The sequence below is a fragment of the Streptomyces sp. NPDC059679 genome (assembly GCF_042734105.1).
GTDB lineage: Bacteria > Actinomycetota > Actinomycetes > Streptomycetales > Streptomycetaceae > Streptomyces.
This window is the reverse complement of record NZ_JBHWES010000001.1, coordinates 38725-61265: the sequence shown is the minus strand read 5'-3', so window position 1 is coordinate 61265 and position 22541 is coordinate 38725. Positions and strand designations below refer to the sequence as shown.

Below are 22541 nucleotides of genomic sequence, written 5' to 3'. Positions count from 1 at the left end.
ACTCACGGGCTGACCGGGGCGTTGGCGGTGGCCGGGGCTGTGTCGCCGACGCCCCGGCATCAGCCCTCCTGCTCCCGCAGGGCGGTGGCGAGAGCCCGTACCGTCGGATGTCGGTACAGCGCGCGCAGCGGCAGCCTGCGTTCCAGCCGCTGGGCGACCTCGTGCTGCAGCCGTGCGGCGAACAACGAGTTTCCGCCGACTTCGAAGAAGCTCTCCTCCCGGCCGATGAACGCACGGCCCAGGACGTCGCAGACGACACGGGCGATATCGGTCTCAAGACCCGCCTTCGGCGGCTGGGTCCGTGAAGGATCACGACTGCCGATCGCCAGGCGCGCCAGGGCAGTGCCATCGATCTCCCCGGCCGGGGTGTGCGGGAGGGTCGGTACGGAGGCGACATGGACGGGCACACCGCCGCCGGCGACACGTGCCGCGGTCCTCAACACGTCCTCGGCCCGCGCCCCGCCTGTGTATCCGAGGAGAACGGCCCGCCGGGTCGCCGTGTCGGCCAGCAGCGGGCTGATGTCCGGGTTGTGCGCGTCCAGACCGATCAGCAGGTGGCGTTCGGCGTCGGCGCAGGCCAGGAGCAGCGAGCCGAGGCCCTGTGCCGGTGTGATCGGGCGGAATCCGCGGGCCGCCGCGGCGGCCGTCATCGGCCCGTCGGCGTTCATGCCGACACCGCTCCACTGGCTCCAGGCGAGCGACCGCACCTCACGGTCCCTGGTGGCGGCCCAGTAGGTGGCGAAGGCGTCCTGGAAGCTGCTGGCCGCGGCGTAGGCGCCGAAGCCCGTGCCGCCGAAGTAGCCGTTCACCGAGGAGAAGAGCAGGAGAAACGTGTCCGGCCGGTCGTCCAACAGATGTGCCGCCGCGAGTGTGCCCGCCGTCTTGGGCGCGAGGGTCTGCTCGTACTCCTCGGACGGTGCGCGTGCCACCACATGTGCGGTGATGTCGTCCCATTGGTGGCGCAGGGACCGCCCGGCCAGGTGGAGTACTCCTGCCAGCGGCTGCCGCCATGCCTGCTCGGCCCGGGCCACCGCATAGCCGAGCGCGTCGGCGTCGGTCACATCGGCGCGTTCGTAGCGGATCTCGCCCTTGCTCTCCGGCGGTAGCGGGGAGGGAACGGGCGTCTCGGCGGCGTCCTGGCGGCCGAGCAGCAGGACCTTGGCGCCGTACGCGGTCGCCAGGTGGTGTGCGATCTGCTGGGCGATGCCGCCGAGGCCGCCGGTGATGGCGTACAGGGCGCCTTCGCGGAACGCGTCGCCGGGGCGGGAGAGGGCCGGCACGGCGATCGGCTGGAGCCGGGCGGCCAGGCGCCGCCCGGCGGTGTAGCGCGTCAGCGTCTCCCCGGGGGCGGCGAGTTCGGCGCGGATGGCGGTGATCAGGGCCGCGCGTCCGGCGTCGTCGGCCACGTCGATCAGACGGGTCACCCCCTCTCCACGCTCGGTCGCCACGCTCCTCACCAGCCCGGTGAGCGCCCCGTTGGCGAGCGCCCCCGGGGTCGTGGGCGCGGGCGAAGCCCCCTCCGGAGCGACGGGGAGCCGGGTCGCCACCAGGAGCGCGGCGGTCGGGAACGGGCTGTCGGCCAGCGCTCGGACCAGCCTCGCGACGGAAAGCGCCCCACGGCGCAGGCCCCCGGGGACGTCCTCGGGGACGTCACCGGCGAGCGACCAGGCATGGACGATCCCGTCGACTTCCGGGTGCCCGCGCGCGACGGCCGCCAGCAGTGCTCGGTAGCCGGCTTCGTCCTCGGGGTCCAGCCGATAGCCGTCCGCCTCCTCGCGCAGGCCGTAGGGCCCGTCCGCCGGGCGGACGACGATCACCGGGCCGGGCGTCCGCGCCGCCGTGGCCCCGGCCAGGAGGCCGTCCTCGTGGTCGTCGGCGAAGACGACGAGGGGGTTGGGGGACTTCGCCGGGAGTGCGGCGGCGCGCAGCGGGGCCTCTTCCCACACCGGGGCGAAGAACCAGGGCGGCACGGTGTGCGGGCCCTCCTCGACGACTTCCAGCCGGCGAAGCCGCTCGTCGAAGGAGCCGGCGGTGTAGGACGCCAGGAGCTGTCCGCGCTGGATCTTGCCCGACACGGTGCGCGGGAACTCCTCGGCGGCCAGCGGCACGACACGGTACGGAGCGAGGCCGGTCCGCGCGGCGACGCCGGTCGTGATGGCGCGGACGAGGTCCGCCTGACGTGAGAGGCCGTCGTCAGACCGTTCTGACTGGTCAGACCGTTCGGGCCGACCGGGTCGCCCGGTGGTGTCGGGCCAGGCGTCGGGTGCGTCGGGTACGAAGAAGACCAGCAGGCGGTCGGTGCCGATGTCGGGGGAGAAGAGTCCGCAGGCCGCCGCCGAGGACGGTGCGACGCCCGGGATCGAGGTCACGACGTCCTCGATCTCGTGGCAGAAGTAGTTCGCCCCGTTGACGATGATGAGGTCGCGTTCCCGCCCGGCGATGACGAGGCCGTCGTCCCATACGAAGGCCAGGTCTCCGGTCCGGAACCAGCCGTCGGCGGTGTACGCCTCGGTGTTTGCCTCCTCGTTGCCGAAGTAGCCGGTCATCATGGTCTCGCCGGTCACCTCCAGGCGGCCCACACGGCCGCGTGGCACCACCGCCCCGTGCGCGTCGACGATGCGCAGCAGGGCTCCGGGCACCGGCTCGCCGACCGAGGTGAAGGTGACGGTCCGGGGGGAGCCCGGCCGCGCGGGCCGCAGATCCCCGCCCAGGGAATCCTGGTCGACCACGACCACGCCGAGGGTCCGGTCGTCGCGCGACAGCGGGGCGTGGGTGACCGCGGAGGCCGTTTCGGACATGCCCCAGACGACCATCATGGCGTCGGATCGCAGGCCGTGGCGGGCGAGGAGGGCGAGAAAGGTGTGCGCGGTGCCGCTGACCACCGGCTCGCCGCCGTTGTAGATGACCCGCAGCGAGCTGAGGTCCCACCGGCCTTCGGCGATTTCGTCGGCGTACCCGTTGACCAGCGCGAAGGCGAAGTTGGGGGCCGAGATGTTGGTGACGCGGTAGCGGTCGATCCAGTCGAGCCAGTTCAGGGGGCGGGCGGCGAACATGTCGGGGGTGACGTTCACCTGGGCGCAGCACAGAAACACATCCCGGGTGTGTGCCATCACCGAGCCCATCACATGGTCCATCGCGATCCAGTTGAGGGTGACGTCGTCCTCGGTGAGCCGGTTCACCACGGCGTCTCCCCAGGTGCGGGCCACGATGCTGTGGTGGTTGTGCCGTACGCACTTGGGCAGTCCGGTGCTGCCCGACGTGAGCAGGTTGAGCGCGGGACTGTCGGGCCTCGCCGCGAACCAGTCCCGGTCCCTGCGGTCGGCCATGATGTCGGCGATGGCGGCCACTCGGACACCTGTGCCCCACTGCCCTGACAGGGAGTCCGCCAGCTCGGCGGCGTCGAGGTCGGTGAGGATCAGCGGATGGCCAAGCAGCGACCAGGTGTTGCGGAGCTTGCCCGAGCCCCGTTCCCCGTCCGGAACCACGGCCATCGGGGCGGGCAGGAAACCACCGAGGACGCAGGCCCAGAAGGCGGTCACGAAGGAGTGATTGGCGTCGAACTGGAAGAGGACCGAGTCGCCCGGGCGCAGACCGATCGCGCGTAACCCGGCCAGGGCGCGCTCGGCGTCGGCGAGGAGCCTGGGGTAGGTCATATGGACACTGGTGCCTTGCCGGGTCAGGAAGGTGATCCCTCGCTCCGGTGCCTCCTCCGCGGCCCTGGCCAGGGCCGCCTGCAGGGTACGAGGGTGGTCGACGGGCAGACCGAGTGAGCCTGAGCCGAGGACGGAGGGTTCCCGGGCACCATCCTCGGCCGGTGCTCCGTCCTCTGCCGGTGTTCCGTCGTCGGCCAGTGCTTCGTCGTCGGGTGCCGCGGTGGCGTCTTCGGCGGTGTCCGCGCCCGGCCCCTCCGCCGTGTCCGTCGGCTCTCGCCCGGATACTGTAGGCAGTACGTCGGCGAGGTGCCGGCCGCGCATGGGCAGTGGGACCCGCCAGCCCAGCGCGACCGCGTCGGACACCTGCGGGAGCGCCTGAACGGCCGACCTGATCTTGCCGAGCACCTCGGCCGGAACATCGGACATCTGCGCATGGGGCTCGTTCAACGATTCTCCTCCTGTCTTCGAGGCGCGGCGGGGCATCATCGGGTCACTCGGTCACTCCCGCATGTCGGCCTTTCCGAGCGGGCCCAGCCAGAAGCAGCCGGTGATGGCGGCCATGAGCACGGCCGTTCCGGCGTACACCACCGCGATACGTCCGGTGGCGCTGATGAGCCAGGCGCCGATGAACGCGCCGATGGGCTGTGCCGACCAGGCGAGCACCTGTCCGGTCGTCTGCACACGTCCCAGAAGGTGGTCGGGCACGACGGTCTGACGTAGCGTCAGCGTCCTGACGGCGTAGACGGACGGCAGCCCGGCCGCGCACGCCCAGAACACCGCGCCGAGGCGGATATCGGTACTGGCCGAAAGCCCCAGTACCAGGACGCTCCAGCACATCATCACCCCCAGGGTGGCCGTCGTGAACGACACGTGGCGTGCGAGGCGGCTGAAGGTGAACAGTGCGACGGCTGTGCCCAGAGCCCCGCAGGCGAACAACAGGCCGACCTGCGCGTCGTCGGCTCCCAGCCGCTGATGGGCGAACAGGACGAGCTGGGAAGTGACGGTGGAGCCGATCAGGTTGTACAGCGCCGCGTGCAGGGCGATACCGCGCAGCACCGGGTCGGCCAGCACATACCGCAGTCCGGTGCCGATGTCGGAGGCGACGGAGCGCCGCTCCTTCCGTGGCGGGTCGCCGCTGAAGCGGGTGCGGATGGCCAGCAGCAGGGCCGCAGCGAGCCAGAACGAAACGGCGTCGATGGCGAAGACACCGGTGACCGGTAACCCGCCGCCGATCAGTGCTCCCGCCAGAAGCGGCCCGGTGACCTGCGCCGCCGCGTAACCGGCGCGCAGTTTCCCGTTGGCGTCCGCCAGTTCGTCCCGGGACACCAGACTGGGGATCGCCGTGCTCTCCACCGCGGAGGAGACGATCCCCAGAGACGTGTTGACGAACGCGACCGCGTACACGGCCCACACCGTCAGCACGTCCAGGCCGCCGAGGACCGGCAGGACCGCGATCGTCAGCCCCCGGGCCACCACCGCGCCGACCAGCGCGCGGCGGCGGTCCACCCGGTCGACCCAGGCGCCGATCACCAGGCCGAACAGTATGTAGGGCAGGAATCCGGCGACGGTGGTGAGCGCGAGGTTCACCGCGGAGCTGGTGAGTCTGAACACCAGGAGTGGCAGACCGAAGGCCGTGAAAGACGATCCGACATTCGATATCGTCTGGCTGATCAGAAACAGCCGGTAGTCGCGCCGCCGCGGCATGGTGCCAACCTACATGAGGCGATCGGGGCGTTCGAGACCCAGCGAAAAGGCAGGACCGTAGATGCCTTCTCCCCAGCAGGAGTCCACGGAGTCCACAGAGTCCACCATCACCATCGGCGAACGCATAGGGCAACTGGCCGCCGAACACCCGGCCGCCACCGCCGTCCTGTCGGTGGCGCCGAACGGCGGTGTGTCGGAGCTGACGTGGGCCGAGCTCGAGCGGCTGACCAACTCCGCGGCGCGCGGCCTCGCCGAGCGCGGTGTCACCTCGCGGAGAACGGTGGCGGTGGCCCTGCCGGCCGGTCCGGACCATGTGGTGGCGACCGTAGCCGCCTGGAAACTCGGCTGCCTCGTGGTGCCGCTCGATCCGCAGGCAACGGCGGCCGAGCGTGCCGCCCTCGGCGCCGCGATCGGCGAACACGTGCTGATCGGCGACGTCGACGGGGCGGACATACGGCCGGGGTGGTGGCGTGAGCGCCGGCACAGCGACACTCCGCTCCCACGGCAGGGCACGCCGCGGTCCGCCACGCTGACCGGCGGTACGACGGGGCTGCCACGGGTGATCGTGCGGCCGCGGCCGTGGACGTACCGGCCGGGCGCCTGGGAGGCTCGGCACGACAAGGCGCAGGGCATGCGGCTCGGTCAGACGCAACTGCTGGTCCTGCCGCCTTACCACACCGGGTTCCAGGCGCTGTACCAGGGCCTGGCGCTCGACCACCGGGTCATCATCATGGAGCGGTTCGTCCCGTCGCTGTTCCTGAAGCTCGTGCAGGAACACCGGGTCAGCTATGTACGGATGGTGGCGGCGATGATGCGGATGCTGCTCGATGTGCCGGGGCTGAGGGACTACGACCTGTCCAGCATCGAGACGCTGCACCACGGCGCGGGTCCCTGCCCGGAGAAGGTCAAGCGGGCCTGGCTGGAGCTGATCGATCCCGGGCGGGTGTATGAGATCTACGCCAGCCAGGAGCGGGTCGGCAGGACGGTGATCCGGGGCGACGAGTGGCTGAAACGCCCGGGCAGTGTCGGCCGTCCGACCGACTGCGAGATACGGATCTACGACGACGGCGGGCGGCAGCTGCCGGCCGGTGAGGTCGGCGAGGTCTTCATGCGGACACCGGGTGTCGGGCAGCCGAGCTATCTCGGCGACGGACCGTGCCTGCCCGAGCGGGACGGCTTCCTCACCGTCGGCGACCTCGGCCACCTGGACGCCGACGGCTACCTCTACCTCGTGGACCGCAAGAGCAACGTGATCAACGTGGGCGGGAAGAACGTCTATCCCGCCGAGGTCGAGGCGGTGTTGCTGGAGATGCCCGGCGTCGCCGACGCCGTCGTCACCGGACGACGGCACGAGTACCTGGGACAGGCGGTGCACGCGCTCGTCGTACCGTCCGACCCGGCCGATCCGGTCACCACCGCGGCCGTCGACGCGTACTGCCGTGAACGGCTGTCCGACGCCAAGGTGCCCATGACCTGCCAGATCGTGGCGAGCGTCCCCCGCCAGAGCAGCGGCAAGGTGCGCAGGGCCGAACTCGGGGAGCGCTGACCCGGGGGCGCCGGGTGGGTCCTGCCGGAACACGGTTCATCTCCGCCGCAGGCGCGTGGTGCGCAGAAACGCCGGATCGATACGGGCGCCGGCCCCGTCCCCGCGCGCCTGGGTGGCGGTCACCGGGACCATGGCGAACGGCTGCTGCGGACCGAGCAGCGGTGAGTAAAGGGGGACGAAGCACTGGTCCCGCAGAGCCACCGCGAACTCGCGGGAGACGACGCCCCGGGTGTCGATGGCACCAGTGGCGTGCGCGGACGACAGGGCGGTGCCGCCCAGCAGGTTGAGACCGATTCTGCCGGGCGTGGGCCGCAGCGACACCTGTACTCCACCGGGAACGAGTTTGGAGCGGTAGCCGGTGTGCGCGTCGGCGTGCCAGGTGGCCACGTACCGGAGGGTGTCGTCCCACGCGGTGGTCAGGACCTCCTTGCGCGCCGCGATGACTTCGGGCGCCGCGCAGTCCTCGGCCAGGTTGTACAGGTCGGCGTAGACCTCGCTCCACCACGATCCGGTGGCGGGCATGGCGCCGGGCGTACCGGGCGTACCGGGCGTCCGTACGGAGAAGACCAGCGACCGGAACAGATCGGCGAAGTTGCCCCGCGGGTCGCGCATATCCGCCTCGCGGAGCGTACGCAGCGGCCCCAAGGTGATGTCGAGGTCGCGCAGGGCAGCGCGGTACTCGGCCAGAATGCTGGCCCGCAGGGCCCGGTGGGCCGCCACGAACGCGGTGCCCTGATGCCGTTCCGCGAGTTCGTCGTAGGCGACGATCTCGACGACTTTGCCGGACAGGCCCGTGGCCCCGGCGTATCTGCTCATGATGAGCATGCCCTCCTCGAGTTTCGCGGGCGAGTGGGCGCGATAGTGCTGGTTGTCCGCCGCCAGGAAGAAGAACAGGCCGGGGGAGTACACCTGATGAACCGCCTCCATGAGCTCCAGGAGGCGGACCAGCATGGCCAGTTCGGCGAGATCGGGAAGGTCGCCGACTGCCTTCAGCTTGCTGTGGGCGAACTTGTTGGGGAAGAACACCATGGCCATCGGGACCGGTTCGCCGCGCCGGACGAAGGGGAGCATTTCCCGCAACGCCAGCTCGGGCGGGTAGTTGGAGCTGGGCCCGTGCTTGAACTGTTTGCGTTGCAGGATGTGATGCATCAGGCGCACGGTCCGCTCGGCGTCGGACGGCGCCCCGACCAGCCGGCGCCCCAGCGTGTCCCGGGCGGCGCGGGCGGTGCGGTCGGCATTGCGCCGGGCGGCCGCGACCAGGTGGTCGACGAACAGCCGGGTCTCCTCGCCACTCCACCGTACGGCGTGCTGTTCGATCGCCGGATTGTGCCGCAGCATATCCAGCCGCAGGGACGACAGCGACCTCGCGGCCGGCAGTGTCGGAGCGGGAGGCGTGTTGACCTGTGCGGTGGCCGGCGACTGCATTTCCAGGGAGGGCATGGGCACGTCACCGGACCCGGTGCGGTCGTCGTCCCCGATCACGAGCAGCGTGGCTTCCGGGAACTGGCGCGCGAACGCCTCCCAGCCGACCGGAGCCCGCGCGGTGGGGTCCAGGACCGCGAGACAGGCGACGACTTCCGCTCGCCGATCCCACCGGGCGAGCGCCGCCGCGGCCGCGGCGGGCCCGGCGCCGTCTGCCGAGCGCGGGGTCAGCACCGTCGGATCGGGCACTCCGTACCGGGCGAGGCCCGACGCGTAACGAGCCGCCGGGCAGCCCGGCCCCTCGGCCAGGAAGACGGTCTCCCCGCCCGCGTGCCACACGTCCCGGCATAACTGCGGCAGGCCGGGCAGGGCCCGCTCGACAACATCCGTCAGAGGACCGATCAGGACCACAGGCAGCGGCTTGTCCGGGAGGACCCGGCACTCCCGTGCCCGATCCTGGAGCCTGGCCAGCAGGCGCGCGAGGGCGCGCTCCTGCTGTTCCGGCACGCTGTGTGCCCATGCGGCCCAGCTCGCGTCCGCGGAGAGCAGACGTGCGGTGTCCGACCGCAGATAACGCATCTCCGCCGCGAGAACCTCCCTGAACGCCGCACCCGGGTCCGCACGCGAGTCCGGACGCGCCCGTGAGAAGGCCTCCGCCAGGGCATGCAGCGTGCTGGGGACGGCGGTTGCCGCACTCCTCGACGACCAGGCGGTGAGGGCGCCCAGGTCGGTATCCGACTCCCGCGCCGCTCGCAAGGTCGCCGCGCGACGCGTCATCAGACCGGCGGCCCCGGAGACGGACAGGCTGTCCATGACCAGGACCCGGCCGGTGGCCGCCAGGTCCGTGCGCAGTTCGAAGGCCGTGTCCGGCCCAAGAGGGTCGGCGAACACCAGTCCGTAGCTGTCCAGTGCGGTACGGAAGACCCGTACCAGGGGCCGCACGAAATACTCCACGACGAAGGCGAGCTCGTCCGTGTCGGCGCCGCCCGGACGACTGTCCATGATCTTTCGGAGCAGTCCGGGACAGTTCTTGAGGGCCCTCGCCGTGACGGCCAACGACCCACCATGGCACGCCGGGTGAGCCGGAACGACCTCGATCGGCCCTACGGTCGTGCAGCCGTCATCGCCGCTGATCGCGGCGGTCGGGCTACCCGGTGGACGGAGAGCTACGTGCAGTCGCAGCACAGGATCGTCCCAGACCAGACGACGCGCCAGGGCATACGGCGGCCGAGGCGGAGACGGCCCGACCGAATCCACCGAATCTCCATCGGCCCGCGTCGGGACGAGAGTGTCACCCATGGGTCCAAGACCTCCCCACGCTCGGTCAACAGGCGCGGCCACGGGATGAACGGGACTGCGTACTATGCCGCAGTCACGCTCATACCATGCCCCATCATCACCACTAGCCAAGAGTGGGTGCTTCTACACCACGCAGGCATCCAGCAGCCTCATCGGGAAGGCCCCGTCACGACGGCGTCGCGCAGAGCCGGGCACGGGGCCGGCCCGCGCCCCTTGCGGGACTAACGCCCGTTTCCCAGGAGCGCGTTGAGCTCGCCGTAGTCGAGCCCTCCGGCCGGCGACTCGTAGGTCCCCGCGCCCAGCAGTTCCCGCGCGCGGCGGACCACGGCATGCGCGGCCTGGGTGATGCCCGATCCGATGCTCACGCGCGCGACGCCGAGCGCGGCCGGTTCGGCGACCGGAGGTGCCCCCCCCCGGGCCCGCCATCACATTGAGCGGGGCGTCGATGCCCTCGGCGAGCGCCTTCACGGCCACCGGGTCGACGACCCCGAGGACGAAGCTCCCGTCGGCGCCCCCGCCTCGTCTGCGGCCTGGCGGGCGGCGGCGCGGCGTTCGGCCTGCTCGGCGACCGGCCGGAGCGGGCCCTCGCCGCTCCCGTACAGCGCGTCCTCCTCGTTCAGCGCGTCCTCGATGTTCACGCCGACCGCGCCCGCCGCGATCACCGCGCGGATTACGCCGGGGGCGACTGGAAGGGCCTATTCCTGGCGAGCGATCGTGCGACGGACGGCGTAGGCGGCGGCGCCGACAGCGAGCACGACGGCTCCGGAGATCACGGAGGACGCCGGGAGTGCGAAGGCCAGTACGAGGCAGCCGATCAGGCCGACCGCGGGGATGATCCGGGCCGGGCGGCCCTCGGCGGGGCTCAGGGTCCATGCGGAGGCGTTGGCGACGGCGTAGTAGGCGAGGACGCCGAAGGAGGAGAAACCGATCGCTCCGCGCACGTCCGCGGTCGCGGCCACCGCGGCGACGACGGTACCGACGAGGAGTTCGGCCCGGTGGGGGACCTTGAACCTTGGGTGCACGGACGCCAGGGCGTGGGGCAGGTGGTGGTCGCGGGCCATGGCCAGGGTTGTGCGGGAGACGCCGAGGATCAAGGCGAGCAGGGAGCCGAGGGCGGCGACTGCGGCGCCGATGCGTACGACCGGGACGAGCCAGGCGGCGCCGGCCGCCCGGGCGGCCTCTGTCAGCGGTGCCCCGGTGGCGGCCAGGCCGTCGGGGCCGAGGACGAGCAGGACGGAGACGGCGACAGCGGTATAGACGACGAGGGCGAGGCCGAGTGCGATCGGGATGGCACGCGGAATGGTGCGGGCCGGGTCGCGGACCTCTTCACCGAGGGTGGCGATGCGGGCGTAGCCGGCGAACGCGAAGAACAGCAGCCCGGCCGCTTGCAGCACGCCACCGAAGGCAGCGTCCGAGCCGATGTCCAGGCGGGCGGCGTCCACGGTGCCGGAGGTGAGGCAGGCGACCACGACGGCGGCGAGCACCGCCAGGACGACGGCCACGATGACGCGGGTCAACAGCGCGGACTTCTGCACCCCGGCGTAGTTGACCGCGGTCAGCGCCACCACGGCGGCCACGGCGACCGCGTGCGCCTGGCCGGGCCAGACGTAGGTGCCGACGGTCAGGGCCATGGCCGCGCACGAGGCGGTCTTGCCCACCACGAACGACCAGCCGGCCAGATAGCCCCAGAACTCACCCAGCCTCTCCCGCCCGTAGACATAGGTGCCGCCGGAGGCCGGGTAGCGGGCGGCGAGCCGCGCGGAGGAAGTCGCGTTGCAGTAGGCGACGACCGCGGCGAGGGCCAGGCCGAGCAGCAGACCCGAGCCGGCCGCGCGGGCGGCCGGGGACAGGGAGGCGAAGATCCCGGCACCGATCATCGAGCCCAGCCCGATCAGCACCGCGTCCGACACTCCCAGGCGACGCTGAAGTTCGTCCGGTACCCCGGACGAGGGCGAGGGCGTGCTGCTCAACTTCGTCACTCCATTTCGGCCGTGCTTGCGTACATGGTCCGCGATCCGCGCGCACGATAAGGGATCGACCTGAACAACGCGTGGCCCGCTTCGGCACATGGGGGCGGCCACAGGCCGGGCTAGCCGTGTTCGCCGTGTTCGATCAGAGAGCGAACGTCAGGAGCTGCGCGGGACTGCCAGGCCGGATTCGTAAGCGAGGACGACGAGTTGGGCCCGGTCCCGGGCACGGAGCTTGGCCATGGCCCGGTTGATGTGGGTCTTCGCCGTCATCGGGCTGATCACCATGCGGCCCGCGATCTCGTCGTTGGACAGGCCCTGCGCGACCAGTACGACGGCCTCGCGCTCGCGGCTGGTCAGCTCCTCCAGCCCGGTGCCGACGCCGGTGCCGACGCCGGTGGTGAGCGGCAGGGTGATGTAGCGGTTGATCAGCTTGCGGGTGATCGACGGTGCCAGCAGGGCGTCGCCGCGCGCCGCGACGCGGACGGCGTGCAGGAAGTCGTCCGGCACGATGTCCTTGACGAGGAATCCGGCGGCACCGGCGCGCAGCGCGTCGAGGATGTATTCGTCCAGGCCGTAGTTGGTCAGGATGACGATGTGCACCCCGGCCAGGGCCGGGTCCGCGGCGATGCGCCGGGTCGCCTCGATGCCGTCGACCCCGGGCATCTGGATATCGATGAGAGCGACGTCGGGCAGGTGCTCCCTGGCCAGGTCCAGGGCCTGTTTCCCGTCGGCGGCCTCGGCCACCACCTCGATGTCCTCTTCGAGGTCGAGGAGCGCGCGGAATCCGCTGCGAATGAGCGGCTGGTCGTCGACCAGCAGGACACGGATCACGAGGTCCGGTCCACGGGGAGGTGGGCCTGGACGGTGAAGCCGCCCTCGCCACGCGGTTCGGCGCGCAGCCGGCCGCCGAGGGCGGTGACTCGTTCGCGCATGCCGAGCAGCCCGACGCCGGGCGTCGGGGGGGTGTCCGGCGTTGCCTCGCCGTCGTCGTCGATGTGGACCATGAGGGTGTCGGGACGGCAGTCGATCCGGACGGACGCGGTGGCGGCGTTCGCGTGACGAGCGATGTTGGTGAGCGACTCCTGAACGATCCGGTAGACCGTCCGGCCCACCGCGGCCGGCATGTCGTGTCGTTGTCCCTCGATGGTGAGCGTCGCGTCCAGGCCGAACGTACGTGCCCGCTCCACCAGTTCCGGGACGTCGTCGAGCCCGCGCGGCGGGGCCGTGTCGTCGTCGCGCAGCGCCTCCAGCGTCGCGCGCAGCTCCCGGGCCGCCTCACGTCCGGCTTCCTGGATCGCCAACAGGGCCTCCGGCACCTGTTCGCCACGCTTGCGGGCCACGTGGACGGCGACTTCGGCCTGCACCTTGATGACCGAGATCTGATGGGTGAGCGAGTCGTGCAGCTCCCGCGCGATCCGCAGTCGCTCCTCGTCGGCGCGGCGCCGCGCGGTCTCCTCCCGGGTGCGCTCGGCCTCCTCCGCTCGCCGCTCGGCTTGCCGCAGCGCCTCCCCGGCCGCGCCGGCAGCGATCAGCCAGGCCAGTTCGAGTGCGCCCCGGGCCCGCGCGAACGCCTCGCCGGTGTCGTGCAGGCCCGAGGCCAGAGCCGCGAGGGGGAGTACGGCCAGCATGGTCACGCTCGCCGCCACCGTGATGGCGCGGTGTCCGGCCCGTACGGCCGCGTACACCGCGAACAGGTACGCGACGACAGGCACATCGAACCCGGCCGCCTGGTAACCCACCGCGCACAGCCCGGTGACGGCCAGGACGGGAACCGGAGCCCGGCGGCGCGCCACCAGCGCGAGACCGCCGGCCGCCAGCAGCGCGTACCCGAGCAGGTCGAAGCTCGTGGGGGAGTGCTCTCCCGACTGCCCGGTGATCAGCAGCGTCGCCGCCACCCCGGCGGCGAGCACCCAGTCCATGACACCGACCCGGGCATCGGACCGTCCTGTACTCATGCGCGAACCCTAGCCGGATGGCCGCGCGGGCGGCTCGTGCGCACGGACGATCAGCCGACTACCGCGTATGCGGTACCGCCGCGGCTCCTGCGCCGCCCGCAGTAGCCGCTACGGCATCGACGGCAGCGCGGATTGTCTTCGTCTGCTGGACGACCGGGGGCGGGTCCGACGGACATGATCAGGAAACGTCCACTTGAAGCATGAAGAGGGAGTACCTCATGTCCGTCCGACGTACGTTTGCCGTGGCTGCCGCGGTCTTCTGCGGAGTTGTCGTGTTTGCCGCACCGGCGGCCGCCGACGCCTCGGCCCAGCCGGTCGCCGCCAGTGTGTACACCCTGAGCGCCGGGCGACTCGGGGCCATCGTGGCGGCGTTGCTGGCGTTGACCGGCGCGGTCACCGGTGGGCTGGCACTGGCCCGCTCCACCGGCCGTATCAGCAGCGGGCCCGGGCGACGCGGCGCCACCATGGCCCTGGGAGGGGCACTGATCGGCATGGCCCTCGGCGCCCTGGTGGCGGCGACCGCCTCCGGTGGGCTCGGCACCGGTAACGGACTGGGCGGGGCCATCGTCGCCCTGATCGTGGGGGTGATCGGAACTGCCCTCAGTGGGCTGGCTCTGACCCGTCGGCACAGCTCCTGACAAGAACTTTACGTACTCGATCAACTACCCTTTGTGTTCATGCGAGCTGGGTCGGTCTCTTCGAGCAGCCGCTCCGTATCGGGTACCGGAGCGGTGCTCTTGGTGTTGCTGGCCACGCTCCTGCACGTGCTCGGCTGTGCGCACGGTCCGGCGGCGACCGCCGCGGTCCGGGCGGACACTCTCGTACTGGCTTCCTCCGCCGCTTGCGGACAGGCCTCAGCGGAGTCACAGGGGCCCACGGTCCGCGCCACAGTCCGCGGGACGGCCCCGGAGCACGACCGCGGGGTGCACTGCTGGGGCCCGGACGAGCCGAGCGGCCAACCGCCGCGCGGGATCGACGTGGCCGGGCCGTACGTCCCGGAAGCCACGCCCGCTGAACCCGGCGATGCCCACCCCGTCGGCCCACCCATCACTTCTCACCCGTCCCGTACGACGCACGGTGCGTCATCGGCGGGGCGTACCCGAGCTCGTATCGGCGTGTGGCGGACCTGATCGGGCCGTCGCCGCGTCTCCCGTCCCGGGACGACGCGCGGCCACCGATCATCCGCATCCTCCCTCGCTACGCAACGACCGGCTGCCGCGCACGGCACCGGCCGTAGGAGAAGCACGCCATGAACCACCTCACTCGTACGACCGTCCCCCTCTCCCCGGCGGGGTTGCTGGCCCATCCCAAAATCCCGGCGCACACCCCCGCCGGTCTCGTCGGCGACACGCCGGTGCTGTGGATCGGCGAACCCTTCACCGACTCCGGGCGCGGCTTCTGGGCCAAGCTGGAGGGCCACAACCCCGGTGGCATCAAGGACCGCACCGCCCTGTACATGGTCCGAGCCGCCCGTGAGCGCGGGCAGTTGCCGTGCGGCGCCCGCATCGTCGAGTCAACCTCCGGCACGCTCGGCCTCGGCCTGGCCCTCGCCGGCGCCATCCACGGCCATCCGGTCACCGTCGTCACCGACCCGGGCATGGAACCGCTGATGTCCGGCCTGCTCGCCGCCCACGGCGCTGAAGTCGATGTCGTCACCGCCCCGCACCCCACCGGTGGCTGGCAGCAGGCCCGCCGTCAGCGTGTGGCGGAACTCCTCGCCGCTCACGCCGATGCCTGGTGCCCGGACCAGTACCACAACCCCGACAACGTGGCCGCCTACGCGCCGCTCGCCCATGAACTCGTCGCACAGCTCGGCCGGATCGACACCTTGGTCGTCTCCGTCGGCACCGGCGGCCACTCCACCGGCATCGCCTCCGTCCTGCGCGGCTACTTCCCCCACCTGCGCGTCGTCGGCGTCGACACCACCGGTTCGACGATCTTCGGCCAGCCTGCCGCACCCCGTCTGATGCGCGGCCTGGGCTCCAGCATCTACCCCCGTAACGTCGCCTACCACCTGTTCGACGAGGTCCACTGGGTCGCCGCCCCGGAAGCCGTGTGGGCCGCCCGGTGCCTGGCCCGCGACCACTACGCCACCGGCGGCTGGAGCGTCGGCGCCGTCGGGCTGGTCGCCCGCTGGCTGGCGCGCACACTGCCCGCCGAGGAACGCATCGTGGCCGTCTTCCCCGACGGGCCGCAACGCTACGTCGGCACCGTCTTCGACGACACGTACTGCCGCAGGCACCACCTCCTGGGCCAGCTGCCACCCGACGACCCCGACCGCATCGACCACCCCGGCGAGCACACCGTCACCCGCTGGACCCGCTGCACCCGCGTGATCGACCCCCTCGCCACCGGCAGTGGCCCCCGCATCGCCGGAGCCGCCCGATGAAGCACCTGTGGCGGCAGACCCGCTCCTTCCCGCCGGCCGGACGTCTGTTGATGGTCAACCAGTTCGCCATCAACCTCGCCTTCTACATGCTCATGCCGTACCTCGCCGCCCATCTGTCCGGCGAGCTCGGCCTCGCGGCCTGGGCCGTCGGGCTCGTGCTCGGGGTGCGCAACTTCTCCCAGCAGGGCATGTTCCTCATCGGCGGCACGATCGCCGACCGCCTCGGCTACAAGGCCCCGATCATGGCGGGCTGCCTGCTGCGCACCATCGGGTTCGGCCTGCTCGGCTGGGTCGACAACCTCCCCGCACTGATCGCCGCGTCGGCCGCGACGGGCTTCGCCGGAGCCCTGTTCAACCCCGCCGTACGCGCGTACCTCGCGGCGGAAGCGGGTGAGCGCCGCATCGACGCCTTCGCCACCTTCAACGTCTACTACCAGACCGGCATGCTCCTCGGGCCCCTCGTCGGGCTCGCCCTCCTGGCCGCCGACTTCCGCCTCGTGTGTACGACCGCCGCCGCCATCTTCGCCGTACTCACCACCCTGCAGTGGCGGGCTCTCCCCGCGCGTCACGGCGATTCCGCCAGTGCCGCGACCGGCAAGGAGAGCGTGCTGGCACAGTGGCGCACGGTGGTTGCCAACCGGCCCTTCCTGCTCTTCTCCACCGCGATGATCGGTTCCTACGTCCTGACCTTCCAGGTCTACCTGGCGCTTCCGCTGGCCGCGTCCGACGCCCTGGGGTCGAGCGGAACCGCCATCACCAGCGGGTTGTTCGTCGTCTCCGCCGCGACCGCCGTCGCCGGGCAACTACGGCTGACCGGCTGGGCCAAAGACCGCTGGCACCCCAGCCAGGCCCTGGCCCGCGGGCTGGCCGCGATGGGGCTGGCCTTTCTTCCGCTGGCTCTCACCCCGCGAGGCTCCTCGGCGGTCGTCCTCGTCTCCCTCGTCATCGCCGTCGTGCTGCTGGCGGCGGGCAGCGCGGTCGTCTACCCCTTCGAGATGGACACCGTGGTCACCCTCTCCGGCGACTCCCTCGTGGCCACCCACTACGGCTTCTACAACACCGTCTCCGGGCTGGGCATCACCTTGGGCAACCTCGCCACCGGAGCCCTGTGGGACTTTGCCCTGCGCCACGACGCACTCTGGCTGACCTGGTGCGTTCTGACCGTCACGGGGCTCGGAGCCGCGGCCTCCGTCTCCGCCCTCGCCCGCACCGGCCGCCTCGCCGTGCGGCCGCCGCGACCCATCTCCGTATGAGCGCGTGCGCCCCGGACCGCGGCCCCGGGGCGCACGCCGTACGCGTCATGCCACGGCAATGCCTTACGCGTCATGCCACGGCAATACAGACGGGATCAAACCTTTCCTGTCGGTTCACCAATGGCTGATGGTTTGGACTCTGTTGTCATCCGCATTCGTTGTCATCCGCATTCGTCCTCCGGACGTTTCAAGGAGTCACTTCCATGCACAGACCCTCCCGTCGTCACCTCGTGATCGGCACCGCCGTGGTCGCCGCCACCGCCGCCGCAGCGGCCGTCACCACCACCCTCCGACAGCAAGGACCGCGCCGAGGGCGCGATCAAGGGTGGCAAGGCGAAGAACGTCATCCTGCTGATCGGCGACGGAATGGGCGACTCGGAGATCACCCTCGCCCGTGACTACACGGTGGGCGCGAACGGCCGCCTGAACATGGACAAGTTCCCGCTCACCGGCGCCTACACCACCTACGCGGTGCACGCCGACGGCACCCCGGACTACGTCACCGACTCCGCCGCCAGCGGCACCGGCTGGGCGACCGGCCGCAAGACGGTCAACGGCCGCATCTCCAAGACCCCGGACACCGACAAGGCGATCCCCACCGTCCTGGAGCTGGCGCAGAAGAACGGCTACGCCACCGGTAGCGTCACCACCTCCGAGCTCACCGACGCCACCCCGGCCGTGCTCGCCTCGCACGCCACCGACCGCTCCTGCCAGGGCCCGGCCGACATGGCCAAGTGCCCCACCGACACCATCGCCGCCGGCGGCCCCGGCTCGATCGCCGAGCAGTCCGTCAACCGCAAGGTCGACGTCCTCTTCGGCGGCGGCAAGGCGCGGTTCGACCAGAAGGTCACCGACGGTACGTACAAGGGCCTGACCGTCACCGAGCAGGCGCGGAAGCTGGGCTACCAGGTTGTCACCGACTCCGCCGGCATGAAGAGCGCGAAGGCCGACAAGCCGGTGCTGGGGCTGTTCGCCTCGGGCAATGTGCCCACCGAGTGGACCGGTAAGACGGCCGCGGTCGGCGGCACGGACCCGCAGCGGTGCGTGACCTCGAACCCCAACCGCCCGTCGGCCACGCCGAGTCTGGCCGACTCCGCCACCAAGGCGATCCAGCTGCTGGAGGCCAAGCAGAAGCACTCGTCGAAGGGCTTCTTCCTGCAGATCGAGGGCGCCTCCATCGACAAGCAGGACCACGCGGCCGACCCGTGCGGCCAGATCGGCGAGACCGCCGCGTTCGACCGTGCCGTGAAGGTGGCGCGCGACTACGCCGCCAAGCACCCCGACACGCTCGTCGTCACCACCGCCGACCACGGCCACACCAGCCAGATCGTCCCGCTGGAGGCCAACCCGCCCGGTATGTCCTCCACCCTGGTCACCAACGAGGGCCAGCAGCTCAAGGTCAACTACTCCACCAACACCCCGGGCCAGTCCCAGGAGCACACCGGCACCCAGGTACGCATCGCCGGCCAGGGGCCGCAGGCGTACCGCGTCCTCGGTGTCACCAACCAGACCGACCTGTTCGCCACCATCCGCGAGGCGCTGAACCTGCGCTGACCGTACGGATCCAGGAGGGGAGGCCGGTGGCCTCCCCTCCGTCGCTCCCCGCGCCACTTCCGGACGCCCCCCGCTCTCGAGCAGGCCGAACAGGCGGGCTCGGGCCGGTGTGCCGCGCAGGGCTGTCACAAACGGGGAGGCCGTCTGGTCCTTCCTGTGGACAGTTCCTGTTGGGAGAAATACATGAGCACTGAGCACGCACACCTGCCCCCAGGCGTTGAGGTCATCGCGACCCTGCCGGAGGCGATGGCCCGGATCCCGGCCGGCGCCGAGGCCAGGACCATCCGGGTCACCCTGGCGCCCGGTGACCCCGGCGCGCCGCCGCACCGGCACCCCGGGCCGCTCTTCGGCTATGTGACCCAGGGTGAGATCCTCTTCGAGCTGGAAGGACAGCCGCCCCGGGTGGTCAAGGCCGGTGAAGCCCTGTTCGAGCCCGGGGGCGACGTGATCCACTACCTGGGCGCCAACAACCTTCCGGACGCGCAGTCGCAGCTGGTGGTCACCATGTTCGCCCCGCCTGGTACTCCGGTTCTGACCGTGGTCAGCGCGGAGGAGCTGGCCGAACGACGACACCTGCGGGCCGGCCGGCCGTGAGGTAGAAGCACCGCCTGCGGCAGACGGTGATGGCGCCGGGCACAGGGCGGGGATCGCTACGCGGTGGCCGGCAGCACGTGATCCCCGACCTTGTCCGTGCTCAGGCACAGCGAGCAGACGACCGCGCCGTGGGTGGCGCAGGCGGCCAGGTCGGGGCGCTCGTAGGGCTGGTGGCAGACATGGCAGTCGAGGGTGAGTGCGCTCGGGTTGCCGTCGGCATCCAGGAGCGGCTCGGCGATGCCGTCGTCGGTGCGGCGCAGGTAGTACCTGCCCTTGGTGATGATCGCCATCAGCGGGGTGAGGACGAAGGCGATCACCGCGGCGGCGACCGGGGAGTACGGCTGGAGGGTGTCGCCGAGGAGGTGGAAGTACATGGCGATCGACAATCCCGAGGCGGCGACGAACGCCACGACGCCGACCGGGTTGACGGCGTACAGCATGCCGCGGCGGAACTCCGGCTGGAGCGGGGAGATCTTCAGCAGGTACTTGTTGACCCCGATGTCGGTGGCGACGGTGACGACCCAGGCGATGGCGCAGTTGGAGTAGAAGCCCAGGATGTCGTTGAGGAAGCTGAACATGTCGGCTTCCATCAGGGCGAGCGCGAAGCCCAGATTGACCAGGACGAAGACCATACGGCCCGGATAGTGCTTGGTGACCCGGGTGAAGGAGTTCGTCCACGCCAGCGAACCGGAGTACGCGTTCGTCACGTTGATCTTGATCTGGCTGATGACCACCAGGGCCACGGCCAGCGGGACGACCATCCAGGACGGCATCATCGCGTCGAACGCGCCACGGAACTGCTGGATCGGCTCGGTCGCGGCGGCCGGGCCGACCTGGGCGAGGATGTATACGGCGAGGAAGACTCCGATGGCCTGCTTCAGCGCGCCGAGCACCACCCAGCCGGGGCCCGCCATGATCACGGCGGTCCACCAACCCCGCTTGTTCGCCTCGGTCTTGGGCGGCATGAAACGCAGGTAGTCGATCTGCTCACCGATCTGTGCGATGAGCGAGAGACACACGCCCGCACCGAGGAGTACGGAGGCGGTGTTGACGCCACCGTCGCCGTCCGTGCCGGTGTAGGCCAGGAAGCGGTCGACCGTGCCGGGGTCGGTGGTGACCAGGTAGACCAGCGGTCCGACCATGAGCAGCAGCCAGATCGGGGTGGTCCACACCTGGAGCTTGCTCAGGGCCTTCATGCCGTAGATCACCAGGGGGATGACCATGAGCGTGGAGACGAGATAGCCCAGCCACAGCGGGAGCCCGAGGCCGAGCTTGAGGCCCTGAGCCATGATCGAGCCTTCGAGGGCGAAGAAGATGAAGGTGAAGCTGGCGAAGATGACACTGGTCAGCACCGAGCCGTAGTAGCCGAAGCCGGAACCGCGCGTGATCAGGTCCAGGTCGATGTTGTAGCGGGCGCCGTAGTAGGCGAGCGGGAAGCCGGTGATGAAGATGACCGCGGCGGCTACGGCGATTGCCACCAGCGCGTTGCCCGTGCCGTGCGCCAGACCGATGCCGGCGCCGATGGAGAAGTCGGCCATGTAGGCGATGCCGCCGAGTGCGGTGGTGGCCACGACCATCGGGGTCCAGCGGCGGTAACTGCGGGGAGCGAAACGGAGGGTGTAGTCCTCCAGTGTCTCCTTGACCGCTTGGTCAGTGGTGGTCGTCGTCGTGCCTGTTGTCTTCAGCGGTGACTCGGTGGTGCTCATGTCGCGCCTCCCGGTGGTGCTGGGTGCCGGTGCTGCGATGCGGTGGAGAGCCCCGCGTGGCGTCATCGGCAGCACGGGGAGTCCGACGGGCTGTCATGAGTCGTTCCGGCGGCCCTGTATACGACTCCGATCCCACGGCCGATCACGCTAGAAAGCAGTTGTTACCGTCGATTCCCCTTGTCATGAACGCAATGTTTCCGGGAGCTCACGGCCGAGGTCGAACTCCACCAGGCCGTGCTGCTGGCCATTGACCTGGAGCTGCACGGCGTGGGTTCCGGGGTAGTAGACCCGGGTGCTGATGGGGCGGAAGGAGTGGCGGCGTGCCAGGTCGGCGGACTCCCCAGGGGCCAGGTTGCGCTTGGTGAGTTTGAACACCTTGGGCGCCAGCTTTCCGTTCGCCTTCTTGTGGTGGATGACGTAGTCGATGGCCAGGGAGACTGGCTGGTCGGAGACGTTCTTGATGTGTGCGGTGAAGGTGAGGGTGCCGCCGACGGGGATGGCGGTGTCGGTCAGCAGCGGGCCGGTCACCTGGAGGTTTTCGCGGCTGCCGTGGAAGCCGACCAGTTCCAGGGCTTTCGGGTCGCCTTTCTTGACGAGGGTACGCATGGCGTGGCGTACCAGGGCGGGCGTGGTGGACGCCGCCGGGTGCTCCATCCATTGCGCGGCCGTTTCGGCGGCGAGGTGGGGGTCGAGGCGCGAGATGTCGTTGAGGTGGTTGGCCACCGAGCGGCGTACGTCTGTGGAGGTGTCGGTGTGCAGTTCCCCCAGCAGAGGGACGGTGGCTCGGGGGTTGCGGTTGAGTTCGGGGACCTGTCGGGCCCAGGGCAGTTTGGGGCGGGTTCCCTCGCTGGCCAGTCGGCGCACCGCGGGGTCGGGGGAGCCGGTCCACGTCGATGCTGTGGCGAGGGTGCGTTCCAGGTCGTTGTCCAAGAAGGTGCGCAGTGCGAACTCGCCGGTCAGGCGCGGGGTGAGCTGTGCCAGCAGAGCGAGGCCGTCGTCGAAGTGCTCGGTGGCGCCGGATGTGGTGGCCGCCGTGGCGACGGCTTCGGTGACGGGCCAGATCATCCAGCCTGTCAGGTCCTCGCGTCGCAGGGCCTTGCGTACGGCGCCCGCCAGGTGCGGGTAGTCGAGGCCGGAGTCGGCCAGCAGCGCGTCGCCCACGGTGCGCGCCCGTTCGCTGAGTCCGAGCGAGCCGAGCGTGGTGGAGCTGTCCGCGACGGTCTGCCAGCGCGAGGTGGAGGGCGAGGTGTCCTGGAGGATGGCGGCGAGCCGGCGGATGCTGTCAGGGCTGATCAGCTCATCGGCGGTGGGCACGGATCCTCCAGGGATCGAGGGTTGTTCGGGCGGAACGAGATGGCGCCCGGGGCGTGTTTCGGCGGTGTACGTCAGTGTCGAGTGGCGGATGGTGTGTGGGCACCGTATCGGTCGCCCGCACACCACGGCGTGTCGGTGGCCGGGCCTGTTGCCGAGGGTGATCAGGCGGGCGGGCCGCCCTG

At 70.8% G+C, this 22541-nt stretch carries 13 protein-coding genes and 2 pseudogenes; 6 read left to right on the top strand and 9 right to left on the bottom strand.

The genetic code is table 11. From position 1 onward, the window contains the following. Nucleotides 1–59: 59 nt before the first annotated feature. Both ACFV2X_RS00265 and ACFV2X_RS00260 read right to left on the bottom strand, forming a co-directional pair. A complete protein-coding gene (locus ACFV2X_RS00265; RefSeq protein ID WP_385609552.1) occupies nucleotides 60–4100 on the bottom strand; it encodes an SDR family NAD(P)-dependent oxidoreductase in 4041 nt (1346 codons plus the stop codon). Nucleotides 4101–4151: 51 nt separating this feature from the next. Continuing rightward, nucleotides 4152–5357: an MFS transporter gene (locus ACFV2X_RS00260; RefSeq protein ID WP_385609550.1), complete on the bottom strand. Its 1206-nt coding sequence runs from the start codon at nucleotides 5355–5357 to the stop codon at nucleotides 4152–4154. 61 nt (nucleotides 5358–5418) lie between these two features. On the opposite strand from ACFV2X_RS00260, the gene ACFV2X_RS00255 reads away from it, so the two are divergent. Continuing rightward, nucleotides 5419–6903: a class I adenylate-forming enzyme family protein gene (locus ACFV2X_RS00255; protein ID WP_385609549.1), complete on the top strand. Its 1485-nt coding sequence runs from the start codon at nucleotides 5419–5421 to the stop codon at nucleotides 6901–6903. A gap of 36 nt (nucleotides 6904–6939) precedes the next feature. Here ACFV2X_RS00255 and ACFV2X_RS00250 read toward each other — a convergent pair whose 3' ends face one another. The 5 genes and pseudogenes from ACFV2X_RS00250 to ACFV2X_RS00230 all read right to left on the bottom strand — a co-directional run bounded on the left by ACFV2X_RS00250 (nucleotide 6940) and on the right by ACFV2X_RS00230 (nucleotide 13549). Continuing rightward, a complete protein-coding gene (locus ACFV2X_RS00250) occupies nucleotides 6940–9327 on the bottom strand; it encodes an L-tyrosine/L-tryptophan isonitrile synthase family protein (protein WP_385609547.1) in 2388 nt (795 codons plus the stop codon). 518 nt (nucleotides 9328–9845) lie between these two features. Then, nucleotides 9846–10295: pseudogene (locus tag ACFV2X_RS00245) on the bottom strand (isocitrate lyase/phosphoenolpyruvate mutase family protein); the annotation flags it as partial. A 24-nt stretch (nucleotides 10296–10319) separates the two neighbouring features. Beyond that, on the bottom strand, nucleotides 10320–11594 hold the full coding sequence (locus ACFV2X_RS00240) for an APC family permease (protein WP_385609545.1): 1275 nt from the start codon (nucleotides 11592–11594) through the stop codon (nucleotides 10320–10322). A 156-nt stretch (nucleotides 11595–11750) separates the two neighbouring features. Beyond that, nucleotides 11751–12425 carry a response regulator gene (locus ACFV2X_RS00235; RefSeq protein WP_385609543.1) on the bottom strand — a complete coding sequence of 225 codons (675 nt, stop codon included), beginning with the start codon at nucleotides 12423–12425 and terminating at the stop codon, nucleotides 11751–11753. Then, entirely contained in the window at nucleotides 12422–13549 is a 1128-nt protein-coding gene (locus ACFV2X_RS00230; RefSeq protein WP_385609541.1) for a sensor histidine kinase, read from the bottom strand. The genes ACFV2X_RS00235 and ACFV2X_RS00230 overlap by 4 nt, the downstream gene beginning before the upstream one ends. 218 nt (nucleotides 13550–13767) lie before the next feature. Here ACFV2X_RS00230 and ACFV2X_RS00225 point away from each other — a divergent pair, with 218 nt between their 5' ends. From ACFV2X_RS00225 to ACFV2X_RS00205, 5 genes and pseudogenes are all read left to right on the top strand, one after another. Beyond that, complete coding sequence (locus ACFV2X_RS00225; RefSeq protein WP_385609539.1) at nucleotides 13768–14187, top strand: DUF6223 family protein; 420 nt, start codon at nucleotides 13768–13770, stop codon at nucleotides 14185–14187. A gap of 611 nt (nucleotides 14188–14798) precedes the next feature. Further along, nucleotides 14799–15938, top strand: a complete 1140-nt coding sequence (locus ACFV2X_RS00220; protein ID WP_385609538.1) for a PLP-dependent cysteine synthase family protein — start codon at nucleotides 14799–14801, stop codon at nucleotides 15936–15938. After that, entirely contained in the window at nucleotides 15935–17191 is a 1257-nt protein-coding gene (locus ACFV2X_RS00215) for an MFS transporter (RefSeq protein WP_385609537.1), read from the top strand. The genes ACFV2X_RS00220 and ACFV2X_RS00215 overlap by 4 nt, the downstream gene beginning before the upstream one ends. 203 nt (nucleotides 17192–17394) lie before the next feature. After that, nucleotides 17395–18745: pseudogene (locus ACFV2X_RS00210) on the top strand (alkaline phosphatase). A gap of 183 nt (nucleotides 18746–18928) precedes the next feature. Next, complete coding sequence (locus ACFV2X_RS00205; RefSeq protein ID WP_385609535.1) at nucleotides 18929–19339, top strand: cupin domain-containing protein; 411 nt, start codon at nucleotides 18929–18931, stop codon at nucleotides 19337–19339. Nucleotides 19340–19395: 56 nt separating this feature from the next. On the opposite strand, the gene ACFV2X_RS00200 is transcribed toward ACFV2X_RS00205, so the two are convergent. Further along, nucleotides 19396–21045, bottom strand: a complete 1650-nt coding sequence (locus tag ACFV2X_RS00200) for an allantoin permease (protein WP_385609534.1) — start codon at nucleotides 21043–21045, stop codon at nucleotides 19396–19398. 180 nt (nucleotides 21046–21225) lie between these two features. Further along, nucleotides 21226–22359 (bottom strand): DNA alkylation repair protein, encoded by a 1134-nt coding sequence (locus tag ACFV2X_RS00195; RefSeq protein ID WP_385609533.1) that lies wholly within the window; start codon nucleotides 22357–22359, stop codon nucleotides 21226–21228. Nucleotides 22360–22541 lie beyond the last annotated feature (182 nt).

Coding starts and splice junctions, on each gene's coding strand:
- ACFV2X_RS00200 (WP_385609534.1), bottom strand. CDS start 21,045: ATGAGCACCACCGAGTCACCGCTGAAGACAACAGGCACGACGACGACC.
- ACFV2X_RS00230 (WP_385609541.1), bottom strand. CDS start 13,549: ATGAGTACAGGACGGTCCGATGCCCGGGTCGGTGTCATGGACTGGGTG.
- ACFV2X_RS00205 (WP_385609535.1), top strand. CDS start 18,929: ATGAGCACTGAGCACGCACACCTGCCCCCAGGCGTTGAGGTCATCGCG.
- ACFV2X_RS00220 (WP_385609538.1), top strand. CDS start 14,799: ATGAACCACCTCACTCGTACGACCGTCCCCCTCTCCCCGGCGGGGTTG.
- ACFV2X_RS00215 (WP_385609537.1), top strand. CDS start 15,935: ATGAAGCACCTGTGGCGGCAGACCCGCTCCTTCCCGCCGGCCGGACGT.
- ACFV2X_RS00260 (WP_385609550.1), bottom strand. CDS start 5,357: ATGCCGCGGCGGCGCGACTACCGGCTGTTTCTGATCAGCCAGACGATA.
- ACFV2X_RS00225 (WP_385609539.1), top strand. CDS start 13,768: ATGTCCGTCCGACGTACGTTTGCCGTGGCTGCCGCGGTCTTCTGCGGA.
- ACFV2X_RS00255 (WP_385609549.1), top strand. CDS start 5,419: ATGCCTTCTCCCCAGCAGGAGTCCACGGAGTCCACAGAGTCCACCATC.
- ACFV2X_RS00250 (WP_385609547.1), bottom strand. CDS start 9,327: ATGGACAGTCGTCCGGGCGGCGCCGACACGGACGAGCTCGCCTTCGTC.